Annotated in this window: 2 protein-coding genes and 1 tRNA gene; 2 read left to right on the top strand and 1 reads right to left on the bottom strand. The window is 73.4% G+C overall.

What is annotated here, in order from left to right; genetic code table 11:
• Positions 1 to 528 precede the first annotated feature (528 nt).
• A tRNA-Arg gene (locus tag UK12_RS32030) sits at positions 529 to 601 on the bottom strand.
• Between the two features lie 141 nt (positions 602 to 742).
• Between UK12_RS32030 and UK12_RS32025 the strand changes: the two genes are divergently transcribed.
• Positions 743 to 2,287 carry a carboxyl transferase domain-containing protein gene (locus UK12_RS32025; RefSeq protein ID WP_045306726.1) on the top strand — a complete coding sequence of 515 codons (1,545 nt, stop codon included), beginning with the start codon at positions 743 to 745 and terminating at the stop codon, positions 2,285 to 2,287.
• Positions 2,288 to 2,388: 101 nt separating this feature from the next.
• Complete coding sequence (locus tag UK12_RS32020) at positions 2,389 to 3,969, top strand: glycosyltransferase family 39 protein (RefSeq protein ID WP_082120128.1); 1,581 nt, start codon at positions 2,389 to 2,391, stop codon at positions 3,967 to 3,969.
• Positions 3,970 to 4,087 lie beyond the last annotated feature (118 nt).

The following is a 4,087-nucleotide window of genomic DNA, read 5'->3' as shown; positions in this document are numbered from 1 at the left end:
GGAGGTCGGCCAGCAGGCCGCGGGCGGTGTAACTGAGCCGACGGTCCTGCAACAGGCCGTTGGGCAGCACGGTGAAGTGACGTGCGTGTTCGGTACGATGGACGCGCATCGGGAGTTCCTGCTCCTGGTGCCGGGCCCCGGGGTGTTGGTAGCACCGCCGGGGTCGACTATGTTCTGCTGGGACTACGGAACGTAGCACAAGTTCACTCCCCGGCACCGGAGTTGCAGCCGAGCGGCGTTGATCACTGTGCTCGCCTGGCCGGACATACCAATGACCGCAAGCCTGTGGCCCGGGGCCGTCACGGGCGGGCTTCGGTGGAGGGTGCCCGCTCACTCGAGACCGAGGCGGTCGACCACCACCGGCAGCGCGACGACCACGACGCGATCATCAAGTGCCTGGCCTGCCGTCCGTCAGGAAGCCGCCTCCCGAGCAGCGCCGCCCGGCCCGCGTGCACTGAATGTGTACCGGGACGACGCAGGCCCCTCGGCTCGGAGCAGCGGAAGGGCCTGTGACCTGCGATTTCTCTGTGCCCCAGGCAGGATTCGAACCTGCGACACCGGCTTTAGGAGAGCCGTGCTCTATCCCCTGAGCTACTGAGGCGGGAGTTGTCCGGCCGTAGGTGATGGCCGCCCAACCTCCGACAGGGTACCGGATCAGACCCGTGGAGATCTCCTCTGTTGGTGGACGGGCGAGGAGTGGTGTGTACGCTGAGGCACCGATGGAGCCGGTTCGGGGGGATCTATGACCATCAGAAGCGGGCTGACGGCGGCCCAGTTGATCGATCTGCTGGGTGACCCCGGGAGTTTCGAGTGCCGGGACACCCCGGTTACGGCGGTGCCCGCCGACGAGGGGTACGCGGCTTCGCTGGCCCGCGCCCGGGCCCGGACCGGGCTGGACGAGGCGGTCACCACCGGGCGGGCTCTGGTGGACGGGCGGCCGGTGGCACTGGTGGTGTCGGAGTTCGGGTTCCTGGGCGGCTCGATCGGGGTCGCCACGGCGGAGCGGATCACACGGGCGGTGGAACGTGCCACGGCCGAGCGGCTGCCGCTGCTCGCCCTGCCCGTCTCGGGCGGTACGCGAATGCAGGAGGGGTCGGCCGCCTTCCTCTGCATGGTCCGGATCACCGCCGCCGTCCAGGCCCACCAGGCCGCCGGACTGCCGTACTTGACCTATCTGCGCAGCCCCACCATGGGCGGGGTGTTCGCCTCCTGGGGCACGCTCGGGCAACCGGTGCTGGCCGAACCCGGGGCGCGGCTGGGCTTCCTCGGCCCCCGGGTGTACGAGGAGCTGCGCGGGGTCGGGCTGCCGGAGGAGGTGCAGCGGGCCGAGACGCTGGCCGCCCGCGGGCTGGTCGACGCCGTGCTGCCGCCCGCGGAACTGCCCGCCTTCGTCGGACGGCTGCTGTCCCTGCTGGAGCGCCGTACACCAGAGGCCGCCGGGCCAGAAGCAGCCGACCCCGAGGCAGCCGGGCCGGCGGCGCCCAGACCGGAGAGCACGGCCGGGCCGGACGCCTGGGAGTCGGTGCAGCTGACCCGGCGGCCCGGCCGGCCCGGGGTCAGCGAGCTGCTCGCACGGGCTGCCGGGGGCGTGCTGCCGCTGACCGCGCCCACCCTGGCGGACCGGACGGAGGGCGCGCTGGTGCGCGGGCTGGCCGAGTTCGGTGGCCGGCCGGCCGTGGTGGTCGGCCAGCAGCGCGCCAGGCCCGGCACCGAACGTCCGTTCACCGCCGCCGACCTGCGGTGTGTCCAGCGCACGGCCCGGCTCGCCGAACAGCTCCGGCTGCCCCTGGTCACGGTGGTGGACACGGCCGGGGCCGAGCTCTCCACCCAGGCCGAACTGGACGGCGTGGCCTTGGAGATCGCCCACTGCCTGCACACACTGATCGCCCTGCGCACCCCCGTCCTGGCGGTACTGCTCGGCCAGGGTTCCGGCGGCGGTGCGCTGGCACTGCTCCCCGCCGACCGGGTGCTGGCCGCCGAGCACGCCTGGCTGGCGCCGCTGCCGCCCGAGGGCGCCTCGGCGATCGTCCACCGGGACGGCGCGCACGCGGCGGAGCTGGCGCGGGCGCAGGGCATCGGCGCACACGACCTTGCGGCAGTCGGACTGGTGGACGAGGTGCTGCCCGAACTGCCCGACGCCGCAGTGGAGTCGGATGCGTTCTGCGACCGGGCCGGCCGGGCGATCGGCCGCGCCCTGGCCGAACTGGCCGCCCAGCCGGAGGCCGTCCGGACCGCCGCCCGCGCCGTCCGCAACCGCCGCCTGGGCGATCCCACCACCCGCCGCTGAGGCGATCGGACGGGTCGGTGCACCCGCCCGACTCCCGTATCCTGTCGAAGCCCATTCGGAAACTGACTGTGCGTCAGTCGAGTCGATCGCCTGAACTGCCCATGAGCACCGAACCTTTGAGCTCCCTGCCGCGCGCCCTGCGCAGCGTCTGGTGCTGGCCCGCCCTGGTGACCCTGCTGGTCGGCCTCTACCGGATCGGCACACCGGAACTGTGGCGCGACGAGATCTCCAGCTGGAGTGCGGCGACCCGGTCCCTGCCACAACTGTTCGCCATACTCGGGAACGTCGACGCCAGCAACGGCGCCTACTACCTGCTGCTGCACGCCTGGACCGAGGTCTTCGGCGACTCGGTGCTCAGCCTGCGGCTGCCGTCCGCACTGGCGATGGCGGCGGCCGCCGGGTTCACCGCCCTGGCCGCCCTGCGCTGGTTCGGCAGCCGGGTGGCCGCGGTGGCGGCGGGACTGCTGCTGGCGGCCCTCCCGAACGTGTCGGCGTACGCCCAGGAGGCCCGCTCGTACGCGTTCGTCACCTGCGCCGTGGCGGCGGCCACCTGGTGCCTGCTGCGGGCCCTGGAACGGCCCGGCCCGGCGCGCTGGGCCTGGTACGGGCTGTGTACGGCGCTGGCCGGGGTGCTCCACCTGGTCTCGCTGAGCAGTCTGGCCGGGCAGTGCGTGGTGGTGGCCCTGTACCTCAGGTCGGCGCCGGACCGGCGGGTACTGCGGCAGTTCCCGGTGGCCGTGGTGGTGGCCCTGCTGCCGGCCCTGCCCGTGATGCTGCTGGGGCGGCGCCAGTCGGGCCGCCAGCTGGACTGGATCACCGTCGCGACCCGGTACCGGCTGCGGATGTTCTGGCCCGAGTTCCTCGGCTCCTTCGGGGTGATGTACGCGTTCCTGGCACTGGCGGTGGCCGCCCTGCTGTGGCGCGGCCACCGGACGGCTGCGGTCCAGGCGGCGGCGCTGGCCGTGCTGCCGGTGCTCGGGGTCTGGCTGGTCTCGCAGGGCCGGACCTCGTACTTCGTCGACCGCTATCTGCTCTTCACCCTGCCCGCCTGGGCCGTCCTCGCGGGCGGCGGCGTCGGCGCGATCCACCATGCCCTGGGACCCCTGCACGGCCGGGCGACGCCCTCCCGGCTCTCCCGGCTCTCCCGCCTCTCCCGGGCGCGCGGGACCGGGTGGACGGGCGGGGCGCCCCGGACGGTCGCCGCCGGGCTGGCGCTCGCCGTGGTGGCCGTCCCCGGGCTGCTCGGGGTGCCGCAGCAGCGCGCGGTGCGGTACGTGACGGCACGCACCCAGACCGACTACCAGGGCGCGGCCAGGCTGGTGGCGTCCGGATACCGGGACGGCGACGGGATCGTGACGGTGGCCGGGAAGAAGGCCTGGATGATGGTGGGCCCCGGCGTGACCTACCACCTCCCGGAGGCCGTCCGCCCGAGACCGCTGCTGATCGCGCGGACGGCGGTGCGGGCGGACGACCTGTTCCCGGTGGAGTGCCCGGTTCCGGTCTCCTGCATCGGTGACGTGAGCCGTACCTGGGTCGTTACCATCGGCACTGGCGACGACCCGTACCAGGCGCTGCCGGCCGGCCAGGCCGGTGCCCTGCGAGCGGCGTTCACCCCGAGCGAGGTCCGGCATGTACGCGGGCTGACGGTGTCGCTGCTGGTGCGCGCAAGAAGGCAGGCGTAACGGCCCGCTGCCTGCCCCCGCTGCTTCGAAAGGCACAGACGTGACTGCCCCTGAGGAGAGCACCTTCGCCGATCTCGGCCCGGTGCTGGTGATCATCCCGACCTACAACGAGGTCGAG

The sequence above is a fragment of the Saccharothrix sp. ST-888 genome, from assembly GCF_000955975.1.
Classification (GTDB): Bacteria; Actinomycetota; Actinomycetes; order Streptomycetales; family Streptomycetaceae; genus Kitasatospora.
Note: the sequence above shows the minus strand (reverse complement) of the source record. Positions and strands in the feature narration are given on the sequence as shown.

Coding starts and splice junctions, on each gene's coding strand:
- UK12_RS32025 (WP_045306726.1), top strand. CDS start 743: ATGACCATCAGAAGCGGGCTGACGGCGGCCCAGTTGATCGATCTGCTG.
- UK12_RS32020 (WP_082120128.1), top strand. CDS start 2,389: ATGAGCACCGAACCTTTGAGCTCCCTGCCGCGCGCCCTGCGCAGCGTC.